Below are 26,060 nucleotides of genomic sequence, written 5' to 3'. Positions count from 1 at the left end.
GGATAAGGTGCAGGGTGAGCTCTTCGATCTTCTCCAATAGCAAGCCATCCATAGTCTCTAACCGGTAACCTTCCTGCTCCACAAGCTCCGCTTTGGGAATACCGGGCAGGTGCCCTTCCCTTTCTATATAGGCCCAGAGGCTCGAAAGGTCCCGTAGCTTATAGTCCGCTTCAAAGACATAGTCAGGCCAGTTAGCCACCGAAGCCACCTGGATGTCATCGGTTAAAATGCCGCCGGAAACCGCAAGACGGTACCCTGCTACCGGATCTGTCCCGATTCCAACTCCTTCCCCATCACAGGAAATTACATCGCATAAAGCTTCCGTAGAAGCTTCTATACTTCGGGGGGAGGCCATATCTCGAAAAGTACGTTCCTCTTTTTTGGTAGGTGCATTGAGATAGGACTCAATATCCACGTTGTGGTTTTGATAAACAGTTTTATTTGAAACAAATTCTTCATCCGCTACCGGAAGTATAACTCCCAACTCCCCGGATAAACTTTGGAGCTCCGCCTCCTGGTGGATAACGTACAGAGTGAGCTCCTCTACTTTCTCCAAAAGGAGCTTATCCATTTCAGATAGGCTATACCCTTCACGGGCGATAGTTTTAGCACTCGGAAGACCCGGTAAATGTTTGTTTGCACGGATATATGCTCTTAGATCATCTAAAGAAAGTATCGCATAATTCTCAGAGAATACATAATCTGGCCAGTTACTAACACTCGAGACCTTCACCCCTTCGGAAAGGATACCACCAGCAACTGCCAAACGGTAACCGGAGGTTTGGCCTATCCCTATCCCTACATTGTCTCCATCGCAGTACATAGTACCCGTAGAAAGACTGTCCGTGGACAGTGTCTTTAGCTCCCCCGGACCTGCCGCTATCCCAGATTGCTCAAAAATAAAATTATAAGGTCTTTCCTTATTTACACCGTTAGCAAGGACGGAGGCCTTTTGGACTTTCCCGCTACGTAAGCTTTCCATTCTCCCATGCTGACCCAACAAGTACAAACTAAGCTCTTCTATCTTTTTCAAATTAGTCTTATCCATCTGCGTCAGCGAAATGCCACCCGCCAATACCTCTTCTGCGGAAGGCAAGCCAGGTAAATGACCCTCTTCCTTGATATAAGAGGCCACTTCATCTAATTCCAAGAGGCCGTAACCCCCGGAGAACACATAGTCAGGCCAGTTAACCACGTTCATTACTTTTACAGCATCGGTATAAATCCCTCCACCTACAACAGCTAAACCATAACCTCCCGGATTATCCGTGCCTATTCCAACACCCTCTGCGTTCTCAGTGATTATACCAGAACAAAAAGAATCTTCTATGTTTATTGTTAGGGTTGCACTATCCGAACCGCATAAATCATTTTCTACCGTGTAGGTATAAACTCCTGCTGTATCTACTGCAGGATTGAAAATTCCATCTTCCAGACCATTCCAGATCCCTCCGGAACTAGGGCTTCCTGCCAGGGAATCTAGCAATGTAAACGGCGGATCCGTAGAAGATACAGTAATTACAGTATTGATACCAGCCTGAATATCTTCATAAATACGAAGCGTTATTACTACAGAGTCCTTACAACCCTCAGCTCCCAAAATATAAGTCCTGGGGAAATCTTTATAACCTACTATGGGTTCAGAATTATAATCATAACTTACTTGTCGAGCTGAAGGATAAAAGCTGCCACTTCTTGAAACTCCCGGTGAAAGCAAATCTTTATAATAATCTTCAATAGAGTATAAAGCCGGAAACAATTCCTGGGTTTCAGAATCACAAATTGCCGTGAAATTATCTTCCCCAGCGCCAGTATCATCATGAACATACGCAATTACCCTAGGCCTACTTCCACAACTCCCATCAGCGTTATCGGCATAATAAAAGCCTCCGTTTACTAATGAAGCAGAATCATGTAGAGCCGTAGTGGAGGTAGAACTGCCGTACCATACGGCATCCTGAGGCTCGAGATTGCCTATAGTAGGTTGAGAAGCAGCACAAAAATGTTGATTAGATTCTAATATTTTCGGGCAATCCTGAGGCAGGAATAATGGGTTCGCCGCCATGTTAAAATACAGAAAAAAAATAGTTAATACGTAATAATGCTTCATATGAACTGGTTTTTGACTCTTGAAAAAATATCCTCTCTAAAAATCAGAAAAAAAATATTTCCGAAAAGAATTGAATCTTAGTTCGTGTTTTTATAGTGGTAATCGTACTCCTTTAAAATTTTCCAATCATCATCTTTAATAAACCTCAGACGATTAAAATCATCATAATTATAGGTAGTGACTAATCCACTCGGGTCTGTAATACTAGTTAGTCCCACCAAAGGTTTATAGGTATAAGTGGTGACCATTGATTGAGGAAGTCCTGTTCGAATTTTTTCCAATTCCTCTTTCATTATCAATTCTGAAGTTGAAGGATCGTTTAGCAGATTAATATCTACTAGATTTAGCACATCGGTAAGGAATGCATTCTCTATCTTGGCAACTGGGTACTCTCTCTCATAACCCCAGATATAAATAACATTTGGACCGTTGGTTTTGGATACCTCCTGAGGATTTCCTGAAATGTCATAATCGGAATAAGTAATCCTCTCCTCCATATCTCCACTCCCTTTTTGAGTTTCTAGGCTAGATTGAAGAGTCTGACCATGAAAATCATCATAGTTGTTCCGTTTAATATAAATGGTTGACCCATTTTTTTTGGTAACAGTCTGAATTGGGGTTGCTGTACGATGCTGATTTTCAGATTTCAAACGATCAATAATATTAAGTTCAGCCGTCGTCAAATTTCCCCCTTCGATAATTAAGTTAGAATCAAAATCGTCGGGATAGTAAATTTTTTCCTCCAAAAGATCGTTTTTGCTATTTACCGTTTCAGTTCTGGAGATTTGTGCATGTTCTTCATTATCATAGTAATAACTGGTGATTTCCGTACTTGGGTTAGAACCATTTTCATCAAAAGTTAATTTGGTTTTGGATTTTAAATACGCCCAATTAGAAGTCAAATAAAAACGTGTAACATTAAGCTCATCCCTGGCTATTATTACCTGTTGTTCTTCTGGATCATTTGTATTAAAATCACGGCATGGAAGATTATATTTTCGTGAAACCTTAAACCCAGTAACTGTATCATTAATTCGTACATCCCTGATATAATCATTTATCTCTTTGTAGGTATTTTTGTAGGCGGAACCATCAACTTTAAACAACGTCTTTTGTAATTCATAACCATCTCCCCAAGATTTTTGTCCTTCAGAAAATATCGGAGAAAATATTCCATTAATATTATAAGACATTGAGGGTGAGGCAATTTTATACTTATATTCCGTTCCTCCATTGGAAAGATCCCCAGCATCATTGCTTACCGTAACATATTCATAACGCGTTGTCGCTATCGAAGTCCTGTACAAAGCATTTAAAGCTCCTGAGTTTAATCTCACATAATCTATTTTCCAATTAGCGCAAAATGGGTTAGTGGTACCACCTACATCACAAGCTCCAACACTAGTATAATATGAGTAGTAAGAAGGGTCAAAACCTTTAACTCCTGAAGATCTATCCAAATTATCCTTAGAAGCATAATAGTATTTTTTAGCAGATAAATATTCATTATCATAATCGTAATTTGTTGTTTTTGCAACTCGTAGCCCACCAGTCTTCTTATTCGTATAAGTAAGTGTTGAAGATGAATTAGGATAGTTGAAACTTAAGCGTCCCATTAAACATTCGTAGAATAAACTTACAGTAACCTCATATTGATCATTTGCTGCTAGATTAAAGAAATATTCATCATTATAAGATTGTTCTTCTGTAACCGAAACTGAATTTCCTATGCTAATAGGCACTCCAACATTACCAGCCATTCGATGAATAATATTTGTTTGGCTGGGGTTGGTCAAATTTTCAATGGTAATAAAAAGCTTTCGATCGGCCGGATCCGGGGTTGGTCCTTGCGTCGAACACGATGATTGATAATTCAAACTAAAATTTATATCTAAAGGGTAGATACCAGCTTCTTCCACATCATTTAAAACGACCGTTTCTGAGTTCGTATGATTAGAAATATCGGTAGTCTCCACTTCTATTAGAACATTTGCCTCACTAGAAGACTCTTCAGAAGTGTACTCAGTATTACTTTCATATTCTATTTCCGTATATCCTTTTGTAGGATAAACAACCTTCTTCAATAAGCCCTTTTTAGCCTTAGTTTCATCTATCTCCTTATTGGCGCCAGAAGCAAAGACCGAAGCAAACCTGTTTCCATATACATTATTTACACCCGATAAGTCTGGATAGAGCTTAGTATTACCCTTCCCATTAAAATACCCCCAATGATCCTTACTAAAAGAAAGTCTTTGCGGAAGATTATTCACATCAATATATTCATAAGAATAAATTTTATCTGGATCCTGAAACTGAACATTTTCCAAAAAAACTCTTTGATTCACAGTCAAATAATTCATATTAATAGTTTCTACAAGGTCATCGGCTTCAGGAATACTATTGATATCATAAATTTTGTCAATCGAGGAAACAAGGTAATAATTGGGTACCTGAGGATGTTCAAAATCATAAGAAAGAGAAATTTCGCCATGAATTGGGTTACTACTACTTATTCTACGCAATTGTTTGCCCTGAACGTACAATGGATGGTCAATAACGGGAGATTCATTAGGCTGCTCATATGGCTGAAAACATGAGGGTCCTGAATCTATACCCGTGGCATTTGCCGGAATGGTCGCATACTGAGACTGAGTAGTTGTATAGTTATAAACGACATTCTCATAGTCGAAAAAGACACTTTCCCCCGTCGGGGTTTCTATACGAGTAATATACCAAGAAGTTGGCATCCACCTTCCTAATTGATTATATTGTTGTGACCCTCCTATTGTTTCCATTTTGGTGTTTTCAACATCTAAAAAGTAATACTTGAAACCATTTTCATCTCTAATTAGAAAGCCTCCTGATTGCTCAGGATTGTAAACCACCTCCAGACCTATATTATCCAGTAAGACAATTTCACGTTGATTATTGTTTTTAAATGTAAACCTTCCGGTTCTTCCTAAAAAATTATAAGAAAAAATATCAGGCTCTCCGTCAATTTCCAGGGGTTGAGATATCCCTTGCACCTGATAACTTAGATCATTATAATAGTCAACCCACTCGAAACTGAAGTAACCATCGTTAGTATTTGTAGGAGGAGCGTAATCTCGAAGTTCATCTGGATTTTGGTTTACAACCCTTGTAATAACACCTCCTGAGTTGAGACTCCAGCCCAAGCCTACCGTAGATGCTAATTGATCTACTTTTATTCCACTAGAACTATAATTGATAGATAACGGAATCGTTATTTCTTTAGTTTTAAACTCTAATAGCGGTGTACTAAAATTAACTGTGCCAGTAAACATTCCAATTGGAAATTCCCCATATTTCCCTAATTCATATGCTGTAGGTGAAGGAGGTGTAAAATTAGGGGTTGTAATATCTTCATTTTGACCCTGGATGAGAGAGGAAAACAAGAATAGAAATAAAACGCTAATAATTTTTAAATTTTTTTTCATGAGTATTGTTATATGACGGGTTTATTTCGTTTTACCTCTGTTATAGTTATTTATAATTCTTCTCTTTTATGTATCGGCATTGTTTCTTGACGAAATCGCGAGCCCAATCCTACCTTACTAAATAAGGATGGCTCATCATATCGGTTTGGAAGGTGTGATAAAAAGGAAAACCAGAAATAGTCTTTGTTCCACTTACCCAAAAATAACTCCCCCAAAAACCAAAACAGCATTTTCAACCGTAGGATTGGTAAGGTTCAAACGTAAAAATTTAAATTGAAGAGAAAAGTGAAAATAACCTACTGCCTGCTTTCCAGAAAAGTTAGTTGTCGCTCTTGTTGGATAAGGTACAGGGTGAGTTCCTCGATCTTCTCCAATAGTAAGCCGTCCATAACCTCTAACCGGTAACCTTTCTGCTCCACAAGCTGGGCTTGGGGAATGCCGGGCAGATGCCCTTCCCTTGCAATATAGGCCGAGAGGCTCGAAAGGTTCCTTAACTTGTAGTCCGCTTCAAAGACATAGTCAGGCCAGTTAGCCACCGAGGCCACCTGGATATCATCGGTTAAAATACCTCCCGAAACTGCAAGACGGTACCCTTCCACCGGATCTGCCCCAATTCCAACGCCTTCCCCGTCACAGGAAATTACATCACATAAAGCTGCAGGAGAGGCTTCCAAACTTCGAGGGGAGGCCATATCTCGAAAAGTACGTTCCTCTTTTTGGGTAGGCGCTTTGAGGTGGGTTTCAATATCCACGTTATGGCTTTTATAAACAGTTTTACCTGAAGCAATTTCTTCATCCGCCACCGGAAGTATAACTCCCAACTCCCCGGATAAACTTTGGAGCTCAGACTCCTGGTCAATAATGTACAGGGTGAGCTCCTCTACTTTCTCCATTAGGAGCTTATCCATTTCCGATAAGCTATACCCTTCACGGGCGATAGTTGTAGCACTCGGAAGACCTGGTAAATGTTTGTTTGCACGGATATATGCTCGTAAACCTTCCAAAGAAAGCATCGCATAATCATCAGAGAATACATAATCTGGCCAGTTGCTAACACTCGAGACCTTCACCCCTTCGGAAAGGATACCACCAGCAACTGCCAAACGGTAACCAGAGGTTTGGCCTATCGCTATCCCAACATTATCTCCATCGCAGTACATATTACCCGTAGAAAGACTGTCCGTGGACAGTGTCTTTAGCTGGCCCTGGCCTTTCTCAAGCCCGGGTTGATCTAAAACAAAATTATAAGGTCTTTCTTTACCTTCCGAATAAGTAAGGGCAGAGGTTTTTCGACTTTAGGAGCACGCAATCGCTCCATTCTAGCATGCTGATCGAGCAGGTACTAACTAAGTTCTTCTACCTTTTTTAGGTTGGTTTTGTCCATCTGCGTTAGCGAAATACCTCCGGAGAATACCTCCCGAGCGGAAGGCACACCGGGCAAATGCCCACGCTCCCTTATATAGTAAGACAACGCTTCAAGTTCCATCAGATTATAAGATTCCGAAAAAACATAGTCCGGCCAGGAATCCACATTCATCACTTTTACCTCGTCGGTATAAATGCCTCCATCCACTGCTAAACCATAGCCTCCAGGATTATCGGCACCTATACCTACGCTTTCATCAGCCCCGGTGATTAGATTTTCACACTTAATTTCTTCTGTAAATTCTGTCTCCGATAATAATGCAATTTCTTCTCCACTAAGCACCCTTTTATAAACCCTAATTTCATCCAGATCGCCCTCAAATCTATAGCTCTTATACTCATATTGCCCTATACTTAAACTAAAATTGTTTGTAACATTAAAATCGGGAGAATCTGCTATAGAGGCAGAAGTATCCAAAATCCCGTCAAGATACATTTCAATATTTCCGTTTCTATTAATAGTTACTATAAAAGAATGCCATTCGTTATCATCAATCACTTTATCACCTATTATATCTATTCCGGAATTATATATAAATCGCGTCCTCAATTTATTATTATGGATTCCTATTGCGTATTGTGGTTCTGGCCCGTAGTGTGATTTTGATAAAATTGCAAACATCCCGGTTTCAGTGTTATATGGGTCTACTCTAAACCACGCTGAAAAAGAAAAATCTTCATAACCAATATTTAATACTTTACCGAGAGCAACATAACCATTCTGATCAAATGATAAAGCACTATTACTATTCCCATTTCTATCAATAACTGCAGTAGTATTGTAAGCAATTCCATTATAGGAATTAACGGACACATCATCTCCATTTCCATCCAATGGCCAATGACCTATCAAACCATTTTCTAGTTCCTGAGCATTCGCAGCCAGTGAAAATAAAATTAGAAGATAGTAAATAACTAACCTGTTTTTAGTTGTAGAGATCATACCATTGAGGTTTAATTTTCTAATTGTTCTAATAAAAATTATTATAAAATAATAGCTCAATATTAGCCTATAACACTACTTAACCTAAACATCGGCAAATACATAGCTATTAATATAACCGCTACTATTAAGCCTACAAACAAAGTAAGCAATGGGTTGACAATGTTTGTGATAGATTTCGATTCATACTCCAGTTCCTGTGAATATTGGATATATAACTTTCCAAAAACAAATTCTGTCTGATTGGTAGCCTCGGCGACCTTGAGTAAAGCGATAATTTTCTTATCAAAAATTGGATGCTTTTTGAAGCTTGCACTCAATTGCTCACCCTTTAGGATATCTTTTTCGATTTCTTGAAGGCACATTCGTAAAGGATAAAAATCCAACATTTCGCACACCATCCCTAAACCGTTAGAAATAGGCACTTTTGCCCTTGTCAATAAAGTCATGGTGTGAATAAAACGTGTGATATATATTTTTCGCACATAATTTCCAAACAAGGGAATTTTAAGGATAAATATTCCCGTAATTTTTTTATACCAGATTTTTTTCCTCACCAACCTCCAACCCACAATCAATAAAACTAGCAAAAAAAAGAATAAGAGGCCATACGATTCTAAAATGTGGGAACCACTTACAATAAGTTGCGTTAAAAAGGGTAGGCTTACGTTATTTTGTTCAAATATATCTTCGAACATAGGAACAACATATTTAAGCATAAAGAAAACAACCACAAGGGCTGTACACAATACTATTGCAGGATAGGTCAAAGCTGAAATAATTTGCCTTTTCTGATCATTCTTCTTTTGGTAATAATCTGCTAAATCCCTTGTAATAAAAGCCATCTCTCCAGTTTCCTCCCCAAGTTTAATGGCTTTACATTCATAAGGGGAAAAGTTAGGATTACATTCTAATGCTACAGCGAAACTATTACCACTAATTATAAAATCATTTATTTTGGCAATGCTCTCCCTATCTTTGATTTTATTCTGTGACTCTGCAATTAACTCCAGTGAATTCTTAAGATCTACACCAGATTTTAAAAGGACACTTAACTCGGAATAAAATTGCTCTTTCTTTCTACCTGAAAACGTATTACCGAATAAGGTAATTTCCTTTTTCAATAAATTTTCTAAAGAATTTCTTTCCTTTAAAATATTCCCACTGCCAGTATGATCAATTTTTATTCCCAAGAATCTAACATAATTTTCACATCATTAACACGGTCTACAAATATAAAACCCGACCCAAGTTCTTCATTGAGCTGTATTTTTATAGCGTCTATCATTCCGTGTGAAACTTCTTTTCCCAAAAAGTAACATTTAGGCTTTTGAATATTCAGCATAAGAGTATCCTCATTACGAATTACCAAGCTTTGATTGAACTCATATAAAACCGAGTCTAAAGGGTTTTTTAAAACTAATTCTTCAAATTCTGAGTTATAGGTAATTTCATGATATCTATTAAAGTCAATGCTAAGTCTTTCCTTTAATTGCACAGTAACAATGGATTGCGCATAGTTATCCTGGATCATCACAAATGTCTTTTGGACCAAATCGAGAACAGAGAAAGTTATACCGATCACCAATGAACTGATAACCAGAACGATTAGCATTTCAGCTAAGGTTAGTGCCTTTATTTTAGTATTTCTCTTCAATTATTAAAAACTAAAGTATCAGTCCAAATTTTATTATTCCGGTCATTTATAATTTCGAGTATAACATATTTGCCTTGAGCACTCTGCTGTATACTTTCATTCCAGTATGCCCCTTCCCCAAAATAAGGCAGCTCTAACTTTCCATTCCTGATTAAATATTTTAATTCCTGTTTTCTATTCTCCAACTCAAAACTATTTGACTTTATAGTACTTAAAAAGATATTGCTAAAACTTAAATTTGCAATCATAAAAACAATCACTACTATTACAGAAGCTGTGAGGGTTTCCATAAGGCTAGCGCCTTTGAGCCTTTTTAATAAAGCCATTTTGCCCTTATCTTATTATTATCCTCAAGCAGGACGCCTCCCAAATCTTCTATGTGCTTTAAAATTTCACCATCATACAAATGATTGATATAAATAGATCCATTTTGATGGGTGGCGAAAAACTGGGAGAAAACATTTCCATGTACCCTACCCCTTAAGTCCAAATAACCTTCACAATAGATACTACCTTCTATATTTACGTTTGCTGCGATAATAATATCATTCTTCAACTTGTTTTTCTTTACCCTTTCAAAAGCGATAATATTTCCTTTTATGGTGGAGTTCTTTAGAACCTGAATCCTTGGTTTTCTAAATTCTTGTGACTGGTTTTCAGTCACTATAACTGATGAGGGATATTCCAACAAAGAATTGGATTTGATTTCTATTTCATTTGAAATAATGTGGATATTACCCCGGAAACCAGACTCTATAACCACTTCTGGGGCTATTAAAATAATTTGATTTAATTCCGATAAACTAGAGACCCTTATTGTTTTTTCACTCTTAACTATTATATTTCCTTGCAGGCGATGTGAGATGAGTAAAGCGTCGGGACTATATATCACCCCCGTTGTATGGAAAAAACTATTGGAAGCGTTGCTTAACTCCATAAGTTCTCCCAGTTTGTCGGGAGTAGACCTAACAATGTTTTCAATATAATTCCTCCAGCTAGTTGAAACCTGTGGAAGATCATTTTTGCTAGCAAAACTCTCTCCGTAAAAGAGTTTCCCCTTATTAAAATAATTACCGTCAATACTACCAGGTTTTATTAAGTTCTTTGGAAAATAACCTATTCCCTCTAACTTAGCATTGCCAGCAACTACTAGAGGCAATTTATTATCCGCTAAATAAATATTGCTAGAGAGGTCATTAATTTCACCCCCTAACAAAACGGCCTTTGAAAACTCATTTTCTGAATTAAAAACCAATAACTCAAAACTGCCCCAGTATTCTTTTGTCGAAAAAAAATGAGGGTTAGCACCCATTGGTGTATTCTCTGTCTTTGTTAATACTGAATCTATTCCGTTTTCAATATGATCAATATCCTCAAAAATTTCTGTGGATTTTGAATGGTAGCTTACAAAAGTATGGGTCAGTAATAAAAAGGAGGATAAAATCAAACCCACAATAATAGCTACGAGGATTACGAAGTACATGGCAGATGCTTTGACCTTTTTTAAAAAAAATACTTCCGCAATCTTTTTCACATGCTAAACTTTTTAATTTGACCTTTATATTTTAGGGTAACACTATTATCCTGGGTGGAAATCAAAGTAATATCACTTTTTATCTCCCCTATTTTAAATAAGTTTTGATGTCCATCAATAATTATTATTTCTATGCCATTTAAACCCTCTTTATCGCTAACTGAACCGAGATAATGAATTTTAGGCCAGGGGATAGAGGGTGAAGATTTCTTTATTTTAGGATTAGGTGGGGATGCTTTTAAATAGGACTTACCTAGAAAAGGATCCCGATCAATACTATTTAAGGAAAACTCCTGTTCTTGCTTATATTCAAAATCCGATATGAATTCTTTGGATGCTAACACATTTGAAGTGGTTTCTTTAGGAAAGCTACCCATAAACTGATATAATAATGCACCCCATATTAAAACAACGGAAGGAAAAAGAAAGTATAAATTCTTCTTACTTTTCATAATTCATTAATGCTAAAAGAATAAATATCCCTTGGTTCACTTCTATTTCCAGCCTTGTCATAGGTGTTTACCAACCAGTAATATGTTTCGTTATCTTCAAGATTTGCATTATAACTATCTATTCCCTGTCCTTTTTCTACTAAATTTGTAAGCCCTTCATCTCTATAGATAAATACGCTATCAATTTCATCGTTTACCACTGCATCATTCTCCCACCTGAATTCAACAGCACTATTTGTCAAAATCATTTCATCTTGGGGCGATAAAAGTTTTTTAGGAGTTGGGGGGACGGTATCCACTATAATCTTCCTTTCGGAATATAATGTATACTCCCCATCTTTTTCACCTCGAACCCTCCAGGCACTCTCCCCCTCAGGTAATTCCATTTCAACACTTACATCAGTTAAGGACATTTCTTCAATAAGTTCCCCATCTTTCCTCAATTGAACTCGATAAGAAATGGCATCCTGTAATACCCGCCATTCAAAATTTAACATGGTTTGGTTCGTAAGGTAATTATCAGCTGGACTTAGCAATTGGATTGTGTTAGAAGAAAAGTCTTCATTACTTTCTATTTTAAATTTAGCTGTAGTATATGGACTTTTATATCCACTATTAACAGCCCTTACCCTCCACTCATAATCCTTTCTGGGAAGTTCTTCACTAAAACTGGTTTCTTCAACTTCCTCATCCAATAAAATCTGTCCAGCCTGCTCAAAACTAGGACTGGCTATCTGTATTTGATAAGCTGTTGCACCATTGACCGGACTCCATCTAAAATTAATACTGGTGGCTTGAAGCCTGGAACCATCACTAGGCGCTAAAATATCAACTTTGGAGTGTGTTAAATTCTCTTCAAATAGAATTTCCTCACAGGAAATTAGCATCCCTAAACAGGATATTGATAGTATTAATTTAAGAAAATATCTCACAGCTAGTTTTTTAAATTTTATCAAATGCATCCTTTGACTTTACCTTCTCTGGATCACTTTTAGTACTTCCCGGACAACTACCATTCAACTTCTTAAAAGAAGCAATTACTGGTTCTTTTTTGTAATTCTCCTTCCAGCAAAACTCTTTAAAATCAAATCCAAAATTTACACCCTGGGAAAACTCAATGATTTCCCTGGTATTTTCATAGCCCAGCACCTCAAGCGAATAAGCTCCTTCTCTAGAATTCAGTAAGTATACCTCCTTGGCATTATCTATTTTAGAGGAATGCTCTTCGGAAAAATATATAAAGAGCTCCGACAGAAGTACATTATTTTTAGTTACCCTTAGATAGTTTATCAAAGCTTTGTTTTGTTTTGCATTCATACTCTCAATAAAACCAATTTCGTCGCTTAATTTTACACGATAGTAAGTGGGTTTTACATCAATGCTATCTACAATCTTTAAATAGTCTTTTTTATCGATTACTTTATCGTTATATTTTTTTAAGGTGCCTTTATCAAATTTTCGCTTTTGTACACTTAACCTAACTTTGCTATCCAGGATTACAATCCCTGATTCCACAAATCTATTGGTTAAAAGGCTTCCACTGTAAACACCGACATTACCAATTACAGGGCTGGTACTTAATGGCTTTATAGAATCATTTTCTAAAAAACCAGAAGAACAGGCAAAGAAAAAAAGAATACTCCCAAAGGTTAACAATAACTTCCCTTTCATAAAAACAGTACATTCACAAATTGTTTGGAAAATTAAGCCTCTAAAATTAATTTCCACTAAGGAAAAACCGTAATAAAAGTAAGGTTCCCAAAACACACTCAACGGACCATTTTTACAAGTCCACTTCATTTCCAGTACGTACTTAAACTTTCAATCTTTAATATGACAAAATTCTTGGAGTAAAACCAGTGGCTGCTTTAAAGTGACATTTAGGTATAGTAAACGCAAAAGGGAATAAATGAAAGCCATTTTTACTTTAATCCTCCTATCAAAACTACTGCGTTTTAAATGATTTAAACTTGTGCTGGTCAGTTTCCTTGTCCATTATCCTTCTGCAAACTTGCATTGCGGTAATGCTCGTACGTTCTTCGCTTACCAAGTATTTTTAAGTTCTTCCCGATACTTACGGCAGGCTTTAGGAATGCTATCAGATTATCATAGTAGTATCAAAAGTTAATAGTGCAGCAACAACGTACTCCTGGTAGGGTTTAAGAAGTATTAGAAGAAAACCCACTAAAAGCAGCTATCTTTACTCAGATCAAATCCCAACAAATATTAGTGAAAGAACCAAGTAATATCAATATTGGGGATGGACATAAAATGACGTACTCGCTTTGGTTGATTAAAGGAGGAGGAACCCAATTATTAGAGTGTATTCTTTTATAAAAATATCGAGCGCGCTGAGATACTTCGTATGCAAATGAAGGAGATCGCAGCTACTCGTATTCAATACGATGTTTAGACCAGTATTTGTGCTGTGAATAATTTTGGATAATCAAAGAAGGAAGTATAGGGGTTTGTTACGCACAGGGCTTAATCTAAGATCTAAACCTCCAAAAAGTCAACATTCAGCTACCGGTAAAAAACTATCTAAAAAAATCCCTCTAGTTTACACGAGTGCTAGAGTCTGGATTTCTTTGTTGATTAGTTGGATGATGGTACTCGATTAGAGCAATAACTAAAGAGGATAATTATAGTCGAGAATGTACCACGTTCTACAGTGAAGATGATCCGGGAGGAGATCAGCTGGTTTTATAATTAGGAAAAATTTCTTAATGGACTTTTTATAGCCGAATTGCTTTCTGAATATATTCGGACACTTTTTGAAATAGAATCAATAAGAGTAACTCCCGAAACAAAAATATTACAATTTCCACACTCAAGCTGCTTTGCTGCGAAATTTTAAGGGGATCATAATTTAGTTAACAATAACTCTTCGGCAAGACCTCCAGCATACCATTAAGCATCATTTCCCTCCCCAAAAACATAACCCATTCCTGCTCCAGAAGCTTTCAAAAAGTTGTAAAACACAGAGAGGAATAATGTGAAATTAAGCAATATGTTCTAAATTATGGACACAATAAAATATTTGAATGAGAAAAAACATCATAAGCTTACTAATGTTCATTATTCACTGAAGCTTTTATAATGATAATTAAATTCCTCTAACAAGTTTTGATCATCATCCATTTTAAAATGGAGGCGATTGAAACTATCATAATTATAGGTAATAATTTTTCCGTTTGGATTTCTGATTGTTAACAAACCTATAAGTGGCTTATAAGTGTAAGTCGAAATCATCGAATTTGGCAATTCAGCCCGTAATGCATCAATAGATGGTATATCTTGTTCATCAATCTCAGTTAAATCCTGTACCCCCAAAGCAACCTTTAATTCCTCCAAATTAGAATTTTGAACTTTTGCTATGAGATATTCTCCGTTATAACCCCATAAGTAAATTACTGGAGGTCCATTTACTTTTCTAATGATGGTATAATTACCGTTGTAATCATAATCAAGGAATTCTATTTCCTTGTAAAGAGGGACACCGAGTCTTCCAGTCCAGATGGATGAAGCAAATAGCTTAGTATTAAAAGTATTATAATAGGTTCGCTGTACCTCAGAAGAAAATATAGTTCCGTCCGCTAATTTCTTATAATTTTCAATCTGAACAGGACGATTTATTCTATTCACCCCAGTACTGGCTAATGAATTATAATTATTTAATTCACTTTCGGCTATAGGATCAAATCCTAATGAGTTCGAACTAATAATTTGATCGGGATATATTAATCGCTGTAAATTTATTTTTCCATCACTACCATAAGTTGTTTTTTCAGAAATTCTGAAAGACTTGTTTGCAACATATTCTAAATCTTGAATGGTTTCAATATTGCCGTTCTCATAAAAATTTCTTATACTGGTTGAGACCAATTTTTCTTGGTAAAGTTTTTCTTTATAATAAAAATGTTTTATATTTTTTTTCGACATCGCTCTAATATCACTAGGAGGAACTATTATAGGTGATCCGCTATAATGCAAGGTGTATTCAGACGGTTTAATAGCTAATCGAGGAAATTCCGAAATTATTTTTTTCGTATAGTTGTAGTTTTTTAAAAAAACAGTATCGTTTAAAGAATTGAACTTGACTTCTTTAATTAAGTGTACTCCTGAATAGTCCGAATATTTATTAAGTTCCAAGTGAGCAGATGAAGAGGTTGAGATGTCTCCCATCACATCCCTTACTTCAATCCTTGAGGGAGGGGAATATATATTTTCAATATACCCTAAATCCCCCTTTTCTCCCGAATTATATATAGTTACTTTAGGATAGAAAACTGAATTTCCTTTATAGGATATAGGGAATAAAGGATCAGATGAAAGTTGAATCCCCTTACCCGTATATTGAGCATAGAAAACTCCCCCGCCACTTACACCGCCCCAGAAACGCAAATCTGTAATATTTTTATTGATCAAAAAATTAGAAAGGATGTGGTTTTCACCATCAAGATCTGCATTTATATCAGAAATAGGATATACCTGATTTGATACTCCAAGGAACTCCCCAACCCCATATCCATTCAGAGAACTATTGCCGTATTCAAAACTTTTGGTTTCTGCTGCTACGTTATCTTCAAGTGAATCATAATTTTCAATACTCTTAATACGTAAACCTCCTCCCGTCACCAAAACATCTTCATAATCCATTTCCTCATCACCTGAATATTCTTTCCAGCTTAAAGTTAGTTCGACCGATGCTGTATTGAATATACTAGGTTCTGAATCATTAGGAAACAAGGAGGCGTCACCAACATAGGCTATTACTTTATACCACCCAGTTGGTAGATTTGTAATATTAAAAGTTCCACTAAGCTTCTCGTCCTCTCTATTAAATATCTTAGTATATACAGTATTCTGTGGATCAGTAATTTTGTAGTAGGGAAGTTGGGAAGAATTCTGCGTAAAACGAGAGGCCGCATAAGTAACAGTAATGCCGCCAGTACTACTGATACTACCATGTTCAATATAAAAGGAGGTTGAATCTATGGGTGTTTGATAGGATACTGCCGGATTTTGCCCAATAGCCGCTAAATTAATCTTTTTATTTCCACCTTCAGAAGGATCCGTTATTACCTTTTCCGTTTTATAATAGTTTGGTTCATAATAAAATTTAGACTTTCCTCCAGTGGCATATATAATTTCTTCTAAAATACCTGCTTTAGTATAATTAAAAACCGGTCTTCTATTGCTACCGAAATAATCATATTCTTGACTATTATAATAATAACTAAAGTCAGGAACATCAGTCTCCCTCCCATTATGAAATCCCCAGTAATCTCCCTTGGTAGTTGCTCTTTGGGGAATCGGAGTTTCATTATAACTAAACCTATAAAGTTTTTCTTGGGTTTCATCACCTCCAATTCGGTCTATCGCTTCGAGCCTTGCAGCGACGGGCGCTCCCGAACTATCTAGAAAAAAATCTGAATTTTTAAAAACGAATTTTTCAATAATACTAATGTTATCCCAAACTTCTATTTTATTTAATTGATTGGTCTCGGATAAATAATCAAATGACACTTTCCCATTCGGAAATACCATTTCTTTAAGAATATTTGGTGTTGCATATGTAATTGAATTATTATTTTGTTCAAAAATAGGTGTAAAATCACTAATAGTCATATTTTGAGATGGATTCTGTAATGCTTCTTCAAACATTCTTGTTACCATAATAGAGGATGAACTATAAGAATCTGAAACAGTTACACCTTCATCCTGTCCATCTGAATAAAGAAATTCTACTACCTGCCCGTCATACAACTCTATTTCACTTAAATAAAATCTTTTCTTTATATTCTTTGAGGAACTATCCAGGTTGTAACTGACCACTTTATCAAAAATATAATGGTTCCCATCCCCATCAATCACCTCATAATTATTGATGCTATGTTGTACAATTTCCAGTTCATTCTTACTGCTTGTAAAATCTATAAAATTCCCAAGACTATCCTTCAAAATTGTCCCGGTTTTACCCAAGAAATTATAATTTATTTGATCACTTATATAATCCTTATTGACGAAGGGTGTGTTTAAAGCATTGGATTTCAACTGATCGTTTAACACGAACATTGAATCCAGATTTTGAACTTGATACCGATTATTTATTTCCTGGTATGAGGCATATGCAGAGTGAGATTGATTAAAATCCAGACTTGCCCCTTGCTCAACAATTTCAATATAATTGTTCAATATTGATAAATCCCACCCTAAGCCAATTACTGATTCTTTTTCGTCAACTTTAATTCCCGAGGAAGAAGTATAGCTTAATGTAATTGGAATTGACAAATTTCCTATATCCACATTAGTTATCTGTAAATTTATCGGTTGTGCACCGAAGGCATTAGGTGGCGAAAAATCTCCAATTTTTTGAATCTCTGTAGTTTCAGGTTGAGTTGGTTGATATTTTATAAATTCATTTAAATCTTCTTGAGCAATTACACAATTGAATGAATATATGTAAAAAATGATTATGAATATTTTTTTCATCTGACGGATATTTATATGGCTAAAATACGGCATCCTCTCGATTACAAACTAAATAAGACCGTACACCTTTTACGGTTCAACCATAAAAAATCAATAAAATATCATTAAAAAAAATGTCTTCTTAATTTTATATTGTATTAAGCCATCTGAACCCCTATAGCTAGATTCGCACGACTTTCCGGTATGGAGACCACCGATAACATAAAATGTACACTCCATACATTCATATTAAAGTATAAAAGTTATTGACGATGACATGCATGCTTTCAAAATCATCTTTCACGTACTTTTCAATCGAATTAATATAACGGTGCCCCGTCTGGTATTGTATCTATCTCAGGTTATTCCGAACCAGCCGGTTAACTATGATACTGGCATAGCTCTAAGCTGACCGGATAAAGAGCATATCCTTTATACCCTCGATGCCATGATCAAAAATGTAAAATTTAAGTCTATAGCTTAAGACCAACCAATTATATTATGAGTACAACAGCAACCAAACCAAGCCATATAGGACGTAAAATTGCCCGCATTCGTGAACTGCGCGGCATGAAGCAGGAGACCCTCGCCGAAGAGATGGGGATTTCTCAATAAAGTGTTTCCCATATCGAACAAAGTGAGACCTTGGAGGATGATAAACTGGAACGGGTGGCCAAGGCGCTTGATGTGTCCACGGAAGCGATTAAGAGTTTTAGCGAGGAAAAATTAATTTATAATATTCAAAATAATTACGAAGGATCCAATCCGGGTGCCACTTCGGTAAGTGTCGCTAATTTCAATTGCAACTTTAACCCGGTTGATAAACTGGTAGAAGCCTACGAAGAAAATAAAAAACTCTATGAGCGCCTAGTACAGGCCGAGAAAGATAAAGTTTCATATCTGGAGGATTTTATTAAAAATAATTAATTAAAAATCTTTATCTAATAAATCCCATAAGTAAAAAATGTTATCCTTTTTTCTTATCGCTAACAAATGATAAATAACATCACCAAAATTTTGATCATTTGGGTAGGTCATTGAATTGGATATAAAAAGCGTGCCTTTATAATGATCATTTAAAGAGTTAAATGAATATTGAAAATCCCACTTTTCCTTTTGGGATCTAAAATATGAATCTTTATAGTCCTCACTAATAATTTCTTTCACCCTTGATATTAAATTGTCAATATCGTAAAAAATTTCTGAATCTTGTAATAACAAACCTTTACTTAGGTCTTCTATTTTAACCACGTCTTCCCAACTTGTGATCACTTTTTTTATTTGAACTAGATCATGATTTGTAATTACTTTAAAAGTATTTGAAAGTTCGTTTTTAAAGCTTTCTTTATTTATAGAATAATATTCCTTTTCACGAAAAAACTCTAAAAACCATTCTCTTAAATTCACAATAATTTTATTTAAAGTTTTTTCCTATTGACACCCTTCTCCTTCACAATTATCAACTGAGATATTATTTGAGTTTTCCGTATTTGAAGAATTACTATCATTAGAAGCAGAGTTACTTTCTGGATTCAAAACTTCGTTGAATGTATTAAATAATTCATTTATTCCAAGATTTAATGGATTCATGTCATCAACAAAATTCCCAAAAGCATTATCTCCAAAAACGTTTGTCCCAAAGTTTTCTACAGCATCAGTCATTTCTGATCCCATTTCCAGGGCTTTACTGGTTACTTCATCTACCTTATCTGTATTTATTCCAGCAGTTACAATAGCTCCATCTTTTACACTCTCAGTAAAAACATGACTTCCATCGCCCGATTTTTTTTGATAATGATTTCTACCTGTTTTACCGCTTTTCAATTCATGTCCATCGTGTCTTACTACTTTCTTATCAGTAGTACTTTGCATCAAGTTTTTAGCCTTTTTATTACCTCCTCGTATTTGGGTTTGCGTCACACTCCCTCTATTTTTTAATATTCTATCTGCGCTTTTTCTTGATATAGGTTTTAATTGGCCTTTAGAATTTCTTGCTACCCATTTTACGCCTTTCTTAAACCATTTATTTAAACCTAACTCTAATCCTTCAAGTTCTACACCCATTCCCATTTTATTTTCCTGGAAGGCATACGTTGAATTATAGGTATAATCTTCGGCTAAAGGATCAATCTGCCAGAACCTTCCTATAGCCGGATCGCTCATTCGGTATTTCCATTCATGGGTATTCAAACCTAAATCTTCGGTAAATTCCTGTCCCTGATAGGTTTTTAGATTGTTCTTGGATCCATAGGAATTTATATTGTAGCCTTTGTGTTCCAGTCCAAATGGATAGTAATTCTGCTCCCTTCGTATTTCGGCACTGGTTACACTTCCGCTGTTATCATCGTCGGCATAGGTTACTCTTACATTGTCCCAGATATCCTTATGCTGATAAACATATTGCCAGTCACTTCCATCTGGTTCTATATAACCCTCGGGCTGGTAAAATTGTTTTAAGGTATTGTTTTCGTAAACAAAGTCACCGGCATAATCAGTCGTGGTCGTTACTCCTGCCTGAGTCTTTTTCTTTTGAAGTTTTATCCCCTCAGCAGTGTAAACATAATCGATGACCCCATTGTTACTTCCGGCATTGCTTAAAGTAATCTTTGTAGGCATGTTCAAATGGTTGTATTCGATACCGCCTGCGGCTATCCCTTTATTGGCATCGGATGTTAAGTTGCCATTGACATCATACCCATAATCATCACCGGTGGTATTGCCATCCTTAAACCCGTAGGCAGCTTCTCCATCCTCAATTTCACTTACCCTTAAGAGCTTATTCCCATCATAGTCATAGTCCAGGTTGTCCATTTTTCCAAAAGGGGTTACACTGTTATCTAAATATCCCTGCCTTTGTAAAGATAAAATATTTCCCATTTTATCATAGGTGATCCCGCTTAAATTATAATTCGCAGTATTGTCCGAGGCTCCGGTAATTCTATTCATTGCATCGTAGTTATACCCGTAATAGTTACTCACCGGGTTACCACTTGTATTCTCACTTTGACTGTTCCAATGCGTCTCCGAGATATTCCCGTTAAACAGCGGGAGCGCCCCACCGGTAGGATCATTGTAATTGATCCCAAAACCAAAGAGGTCATCCCCAAGGTCTTCAGGGTCATTGATCTGCTTTAACCAGCCCCTTATATTATACGCATAGTCAACCTCCTGTAAGGATAAAGAGTCAACTCCACCAACCCCTTTTTTAATCAAATGACCCAGTCCGTCATAGGTGTTCGAGGCTATAAGTTCTCCGCCTATCCCTATCCTGGCAGAGAAAGTAAGGCTGTCACCGGCCATTACCTCAAAGCCGGGCTCGAGGGTAATCGAGTTACTGGCCTTCACACTGCTGCTCTGGGTAACTACCTGGTCCAACACCAGGTCTTCTTCAACAACACAGTCCCCGTCAATACATTGGGTATGTTTTAACTGCCTGCTCATATGGTCATATTCATAGGTGTCTTCCACCACGATGGGGGATGCTCCATTTTTGCTATGCGTACTTTTGCTGCGTTTTATACGACCTGTAAAATCCAACTCATATTCTTCTACGTCTGTAGTCTCCAAATACTCGTTGGCACTGCTCACCCAGATCACACGGCCTTTAGCATCATAACCCGTGGTGGTGGTGATCCAGCTGCTGGTCCCCAGCACCCGTGTATATATTAATATAGAACTACCCCACATTTCAATTTAAAAGTATACCACTTATTACCAACCTGAACGTCCAACCAGAGACGTTCGGAAAATGATAAGCATGTATACAAAACAGGAAATAATATTAAAGAGTCACCGAGAAGGTAAAAGCCAACGAGCGATAAGCAAAGAACTTGGGAAAAGCCTGTTTGCAGGGGTATAAAGTATTATTTACAACAGCACATAAAATATTAACCCAAATACGGGAATCGCATTCCCAGGGTAACTTAAAAGTAATAGAGGCACGTTTCGAGAAGTATGATCTGGTCATCTGTAATGAATTTGGTTATGTCTCCTTTGATAAGGAAGGATCTGAACTCCTGTTCAATCATCTCTCTTTACGAGCCGGACGTAAATCAACCATAATTACTACCAATCTCGGCTTTGAACGTTGGGAAGAGATCTTCGGTGACCCAGTATTAACAGCTGCCTTAGTAGATAGGCTAACCCATAAAGTACATCTAATAAATATGAATGGAGAATCTTACCGCTTAAAAGAAACCAAACAAATAATGAACAAATGAAAAACCGAAAAAATGGTACCCGGGCGCCGCCGATATCCCTGTTCCCTGGGGGTACCCCCAGGGAACAGGGATACCGTTGTTAATTAATTTAAAATGGTATACTTTTGAAATGAAATAGTGGTATACTTTTCAGTTGAAATAAACAAAGTAGCTTTACTCATTTCCCTATCCTCCAGGAGGGTAAGGATCATTTCCGTAGGTACGTTCTTCCTGGAACTTCCCATCCGTTTTATGGATGATCACCTGGCTGTTACCTTGGTTCTTAGCCATCCCAGTAGTTTTACTTACTGCTTCAGCTTTGGTATTCGTCACTACAGAAGCTCTCTGGCCTCCTTGTGCTTTCCATTTCCAGGTACCATTCGGATTTTGAGTTACATGATAAACTTTTCGATTACTCATGGTATTCAGTTTTTAAAATCTCTACCAAAAGTGAGAGACGATTCCCTTTAAAGACTTTTAACTTTTATTTCCGGATCGCTCTTGTTAGCTTTGTTTTTCCACAACAAGGAACAAGAGTTCCAGAAACGCAGGCCTAAAAGACTTTTTCAAAGGCCTGTTTTTGTTTATACTACTCTTAAAAATTTAAGCACATTTTTACTTGATTCCTTGCCGAGTTATTCACACTAACCAACAGCATAATTGTTAATTAATCGGCTTGTTTTATATGGATAAATTCTTATAGGAGAGTAGCTTTCACAAAGATACGGCTCTTTACCAGTTTGATCAAAAATGTAAAATTTCAGTTTACCACAGGCTTCCATGTATCATTGGATTTTAAGTCCAACGTGTAAACAAAATGACCCCCGAAAGGTCGTCCCGGAAGCCTACGAAGAAAACAAAAAACTCTACGAACGCCTGGTACAAGCAGAGAAGGATAAGGTTTCGTATCTAGAGAAACTTCTCAATAAATAAAAAACCGCCTCGATGGGCGGTTAAATTTAGTGCTCTTTATTACTTTATTTCAAAACTCCTTAAGACTCTATTCATTTCATCATAATAGTCATCGTAGACTTTTGCCTCACTTGAAAAAGTTAAAACGTATGCTTTCTGATTCTCAATATAAAAATGTTGAAGGAAAATAGCATCAACACCATTTTGTGTTGCTTTCATTTTCAAACTATAACACTTATTGCCGTTTATTTCTAGCTTCTTTTTTTCAATGATTTTGGCAATACCACTAACTTCTCTTTCCATTTTTTTGATATACTCATCAAACGTTACAGCACCGACTTTCTGTGTTGATAGATTGACATTCTCAATAAAATTATCATCCTCCCCATCTTTATCAGTGGTTAAAATAAATTGAGTACCCTCTTTCCCACTGTCATCAATATTCAAGCTAGATGGGTACGAAATTGAAAAATCCTCCTTTTCAAGAGTTACCCAATTATCTTGGGCACAGCCCAAAGTACTTATTAAAATAAAAAAATATGTTAAAAGTCTCATTAAATTATAATATCTATTGAATTAAAATGTTCTCTTGCGCTATCCGATAAAATTGACATACACTGGTACAAATATATCAATATGTAAATCATATAAAATCTTATATAATTAAAACCTTTTAAGGCAATATGACTTGCATTTTTTTTATTTATTCTTATCAATGCTAAAATTGGCAAAATAGCAAGATAATGAAGCACTATAAGAATCGCACTTGCAATTAGTAAATGAAGAAAATGACTACCAGATACACCACGATTAGAAAAAACTAAAAAATGAAAAACCAGGAGCAATAATAAAAGTGAAAATAAAATTGTTCTAACTTTTGTATTGAGTTTCACTTTTTTCGCAAGAAATACGAAAATTAAAAAATTGAGTATCGCAAAAAACAGTAAGTATATTAAACTCATATTAGTTTACCTTCTTCTGGGATTTACTTCCTGACTTGTGTTAGAAAGTGAAAAACCTAATTTTAAACCGGCTCCAAGACCTATATGGTAGTTACCAGTAACTTCAAATTCTCTTGCTTCAGTATTTGTGGCTCCAGCAACTCTACCACCTATATGAGCGCTACCTACAGAACCTCCAATTGTAAAACCTATTTGGATGCCTCCTATTGATAGAGATGGCGTAACATTTCCTTCTAGTGCATAAACTCCTGCTTCACCGCCTAATTCAGCTACATATTTACCTCCTTCTCCTGATAATGTAGCATCTCCTGATACTTCGGCTTTAAAGGCACTTCCTTCTCCCTGAATTGCTACATTATTATCTTTTGATCCCAATCTAGCGCTTCCATCAGCAGAAACTCCATAGACACTAGCACTTCCATGGGCTCCTCCAGATTCAGTATAACCATCATACCCAGCACTAAAACCAGAGACACTGCCATTTACCTTACCATTATCTCCTTCTACTTGACCTTCCGCTTTATATCCATTAAATCTTTTTCCAGTTTCAGTCGTTACGAAATGTGCCCCTTGAGCGGTTCCTGTGGCTACGGTCCCATTTCCATTAACTGTAATTACAACTTCATCTAATTGATTATTCACATTATTTCCAACAGCCACACTTGAACCACTATAAACCGTCGGTGGATCATCATCATTACCAAATGGTATCATTCCATCAGGATCAATAAAAAAGATGGGGTTATCAAAAGCGAAATTATAAGGACTATGTCTTCTCATTAACTCCGCCAATGGATCAATATTCATCCACCTTCCAAGGGCAGGATCATAATTTCGAGCAGTAATATCATACCAGTCTAAGGTATTCCCTGAGAAAGTTTCATCCTGAAGTTCTTTCCCCCCAAAACCATAGCGTTTCGCAACTGTATTACCATAGGCACTGCCTCCACCTCCACCATTATAACCCTGGTGGGTTAACCCAAAAGGGTAGTAGTTTTTCTCCTGGATGATTTCAGTGGCAGGATCTATCGAACCGTCACCATTACCATCGGTATAGCTTAAACGCACATTTCCGAGATGGTCAACATAGTTATAGACATAATTGAACTGACCACCATCATAGGATACATAACCTTCAGGCGTACTAAAGAACTGCAATTCCATAGTACCACTTAGATCCTCGTAAACGAAGTTCCCGGCATAGTCAGTTGTTTTTCCCGGAATCTCTTTTCGGAGTTTTACCCCGGTAGCATCATAGGTGTAATGAATCTTTTGGCTGGAAGAGCCATTGAACTCCACATCTACCGGCAAGTTTAGATAATTATATGTGATAGCAGTTATCCCCTTATTCAGGTCGGATGTTAAGTTGCCATTGACATCATACCCATAATCATTGCCGGTTGAAGTTGTAGGTTCTTTAAAACCCCAGGTTTTCTCCCCACTATCACTAACTTTCATGAGCCTATTGCCATCATAGTCATAGTCCAGGTTATCCATAGTTCCAAAGAGCGTAGCACCGGCATCGGTCTGCCCCTGCCTTTGTAAAGATAAAATATTTCCCATTTTATCATAGGCAATCCCGCTTAAATTATAATTCCCCGTATTGTCCGTGGCTCCGGTGATCCTATTCAATGCATCATAGCTATACCCATAAGAATTGCTTACCGGGTTACCACTTATATTCTCACTTTGGGTATTCCAGTGCGTCTCCGAGATGTTCCCGTTATATAGCGGGGGTGCCCCACCGGTAGGGTCATTATAATTGATCCCAAAACCAAAGAGATCGTCACCCAGATTCTCCGGGTCGTTGATTTGCTTAAGCCAACCCCTTATATTATACGCATAATCGATCTCCTGTAAGAAGTCCTTGTTGTTTCCTGTAGAAAATTTTAATCCGCTTACAGAAGAACCAACCCTGTAGATCGATATATCCC

The 26,060-nt window shown here is 36.7% G+C and carries 17 protein-coding genes and 3 pseudogenes; 3 read left to right on the top strand and 17 right to left on the bottom strand.

Annotated elements, in window-relative coordinates:
- The 12 genes and pseudogenes from B5X53_RS18275 to B5X53_RS18220 all read right to left on the bottom strand — a co-directional run.
- A pseudogene (locus tag B5X53_RS18275) lies at positions 1 to 2,110 on the bottom strand (hypothetical protein); the annotation flags it as partial.
- Positions 2,111 to 2,187: 77 nt separating this feature from the next.
- Positions 2,188 to 5,568 carry an RHS repeat domain-containing protein gene (locus B5X53_RS18270; protein ID WP_079714653.1) on the bottom strand — a complete coding sequence of 1,127 codons (3,381 nt, stop codon included), beginning with the start codon at positions 5,566 to 5,568 and terminating at the stop codon, positions 2,188 to 2,190.
- Positions 5,569 to 5,864: 296 nt separating this feature from the next.
- Complete coding sequence (locus B5X53_RS18265) at positions 5,865 to 6,728, bottom strand: hypothetical protein (RefSeq protein ID WP_079714652.1); 864 nt, start codon at positions 6,726 to 6,728, stop codon at positions 5,865 to 5,867.
- A gap of 182 nt (positions 6,729 to 6,910) precedes the next feature.
- Positions 6,911 to 7,936, bottom strand: coding sequence for a LamG domain-containing protein (locus B5X53_RS18260; protein WP_101023088.1), 1,026 nt, complete (start codon positions 7,934 to 7,936; stop codon positions 6,911 to 6,913).
- Positions 7,937 to 7,998: 62 nt separating this feature from the next.
- A complete protein-coding gene (locus B5X53_RS18255; RefSeq protein WP_079714650.1) occupies positions 7,999 to 9,129 on the bottom strand; it encodes a type II secretion system F family protein in 1,131 nt (376 codons plus the stop codon).
- Positions 9,120 to 9,470: a hypothetical protein gene (locus tag B5X53_RS18250; protein WP_159447914.1), complete on the bottom strand. Its 351-nt coding sequence runs from the start codon at positions 9,468 to 9,470 to the stop codon at positions 9,120 to 9,122. Before B5X53_RS18250 ends, B5X53_RS18255 begins: the two co-directional genes overlap by 10 nt.
- 119 nt (positions 9,471 to 9,589) lie before the next feature.
- On the bottom strand, positions 9,590 to 9,919 hold the full coding sequence (locus tag B5X53_RS18245) for a hypothetical protein (protein WP_079714648.1): 330 nt from the start codon (positions 9,917 to 9,919) through the stop codon (positions 9,590 to 9,592).
- The gene (locus B5X53_RS18240) at positions 9,907 to 11,127 is read right to left on the bottom strand and encodes a bactofilin family protein (protein ID WP_079714647.1); all 1,221 of its coding nucleotides are present in this window, start codon (positions 11,125 to 11,127) and stop codon (positions 9,907 to 9,909) included. Before B5X53_RS18240 ends, B5X53_RS18245 begins: the two co-directional genes overlap by 13 nt.
- Positions 11,124 to 11,579, bottom strand: a complete 456-nt coding sequence (locus B5X53_RS18235; protein WP_079714646.1) for a hypothetical protein — start codon at positions 11,577 to 11,579, stop codon at positions 11,124 to 11,126. The genes B5X53_RS18240 and B5X53_RS18235 overlap by 4 nt, the downstream gene beginning before the upstream one ends.
- Complete coding sequence (locus B5X53_RS18230; RefSeq protein ID WP_143533286.1) at positions 11,576 to 12,511, bottom strand: fibronectin type III domain-containing protein; 936 nt, start codon at positions 12,509 to 12,511, stop codon at positions 11,576 to 11,578. The genes B5X53_RS18235 and B5X53_RS18230 overlap by 4 nt, the downstream gene beginning before the upstream one ends.
- A 10-nt stretch (positions 12,512 to 12,521) precedes the next feature.
- The gene (locus B5X53_RS18225; RefSeq protein WP_079714644.1) at positions 12,522 to 13,250 is read right to left on the bottom strand and encodes a hypothetical protein; all 729 of its coding nucleotides are present in this window, start codon (positions 13,248 to 13,250) and stop codon (positions 12,522 to 12,524) included.
- Positions 13,251 to 14,657: 1,407 nt separating this feature from the next.
- On the bottom strand, positions 14,658 to 18,074 hold the full coding sequence (locus B5X53_RS18220) for a hypothetical protein (protein ID WP_079714643.1): 3,417 nt from the start codon (positions 18,072 to 18,074) through the stop codon (positions 14,658 to 14,660).
- A gap of 480 nt (positions 18,075 to 18,554) precedes the next feature.
- On the opposite strand from B5X53_RS18220, the pseudogene B5X53_RS18215 reads away from it, so the two are divergent.
- A pseudogene (locus B5X53_RS18215) lies at positions 18,555 to 18,980 on the top strand (helix-turn-helix domain-containing protein).
- Here B5X53_RS18215 and B5X53_RS18210 read toward each other — a convergent pair.
- Positions 18,981 to 19,460, bottom strand: coding sequence for a hypothetical protein (locus B5X53_RS18210; protein ID WP_079714642.1), 480 nt, complete (start codon positions 19,458 to 19,460; stop codon positions 18,981 to 18,983).
- 24 nt (positions 19,461 to 19,484) lie between these two features.
- Positions 19,485 to 21,707 carry an RHS repeat domain-containing protein gene (locus tag B5X53_RS18205; protein WP_159447913.1) on the bottom strand — a complete coding sequence of 741 codons (2,223 nt, stop codon included), beginning with the start codon at positions 21,705 to 21,707 and terminating at the stop codon, positions 19,485 to 19,487.
- Between the two features lie 176 nt (positions 21,708 to 21,883).
- Here B5X53_RS18205 and B5X53_RS18200 point away from each other — a divergent pair, with 176 nt between their 5' ends.
- Entirely contained in the window at positions 21,884 to 22,273 is a 390-nt protein-coding gene (locus tag B5X53_RS18200) for an ATP-binding protein (protein ID WP_317042340.1), read from the top strand.
- Positions 22,274 to 22,438: 165 nt separating this feature from the next.
- Here the strand turns inward: B5X53_RS18200 and B5X53_RS18195 are convergent, their stop codons facing one another.
- On the bottom strand, positions 22,439 to 22,672 hold the full coding sequence (locus B5X53_RS18195) for a DUF2188 domain-containing protein (protein ID WP_079714640.1): 234 nt from the start codon (positions 22,670 to 22,672) through the stop codon (positions 22,439 to 22,441).
- A 420-nt stretch (positions 22,673 to 23,092) separates the two neighbouring features.
- On the opposite strand from B5X53_RS18195, the pseudogene B5X53_RS19420 reads away from it, so the two are divergent.
- Positions 23,093 to 23,185: pseudogene (locus B5X53_RS19420) on the top strand (transcriptional regulator); the annotation flags it as partial.
- Positions 23,186 to 23,224: 39 nt separating this feature from the next.
- Here B5X53_RS19420 and B5X53_RS18190 read toward each other — a convergent pair.
- Positions 23,225 to 23,719: a PsbP-related protein gene (locus B5X53_RS18190; RefSeq protein WP_079714639.1), complete on the bottom strand. Its 495-nt coding sequence runs from the start codon at positions 23,717 to 23,719 to the stop codon at positions 23,225 to 23,227.
- 413 nt (positions 23,720 to 24,132) lie between these two features.
- The coding region (locus tag B5X53_RS18185; protein ID WP_317042339.1) for an RHS repeat domain-containing protein at positions 24,133 to 26,060 on the bottom strand (1,928 nt) is incomplete at its 5' end.

It is taken from the genome of Salegentibacter salinarum, from assembly GCF_900168115.1.
Taxonomy (GTDB): Bacteria; Bacteroidota; Bacteroidia; order Flavobacteriales; family Flavobacteriaceae; genus Salegentibacter; species Salegentibacter salinarum.
Note: the sequence above shows the minus strand (reverse complement) of the source record. Positions and strands in the feature narration are given on the sequence as shown.